At 69.5% G+C, this 354-nt stretch carries 1 protein-coding gene; it reads left to right on the forward strand.

All coding sequences use genetic code 11. The features are described 5' to 3' along the window. The coding region (locus DWW12_RS09715; RefSeq protein WP_255413298.1) for a sugar phosphate nucleotidyltransferase at window positions 1-354 on the forward strand (354 nt) is incomplete at both ends.

The raw sequence follows: 354 nt of genomic DNA on the forward strand, positions 1-354 counted from the left end.
GCTACCACGTGGACGACCCCGAGCGCTTCGGCGTCGTGGAGTTCGACCGCGAGGGGAGGGCCGTCTCCATCGAGGAGAAGCCCGAGCGCCCCAAGAGCTCCTACGCCGTCACCGGCCTGTACTTCTACCCGGGCGACGTGGCCGCCAAGGCGCACAAGGTGGAGCCGTCGGCCCGCGGAGAGCTGGAGATCACCACGCTCAACCAGATGTACCTGGAGGAGGGGGCGCTGTCCGTGGTCACCCTCGGCCGCGGCTACGCGTGGCTGGATACCGGCACCATGGAGTCGCTTCATGAGGCGGCTGAGTTCGTCCGCGCCGTCGAGCACTCGCAGGACCTGCCCGTGTCCGTGCCCG

The sequence above is a fragment of the Collinsella sp. AF14-35 genome (assembly GCF_003464565.1).
In the GTDB taxonomy this organism is placed as follows: Bacteria; Actinomycetota; Coriobacteriia; order Coriobacteriales; family Coriobacteriaceae; genus Collinsella.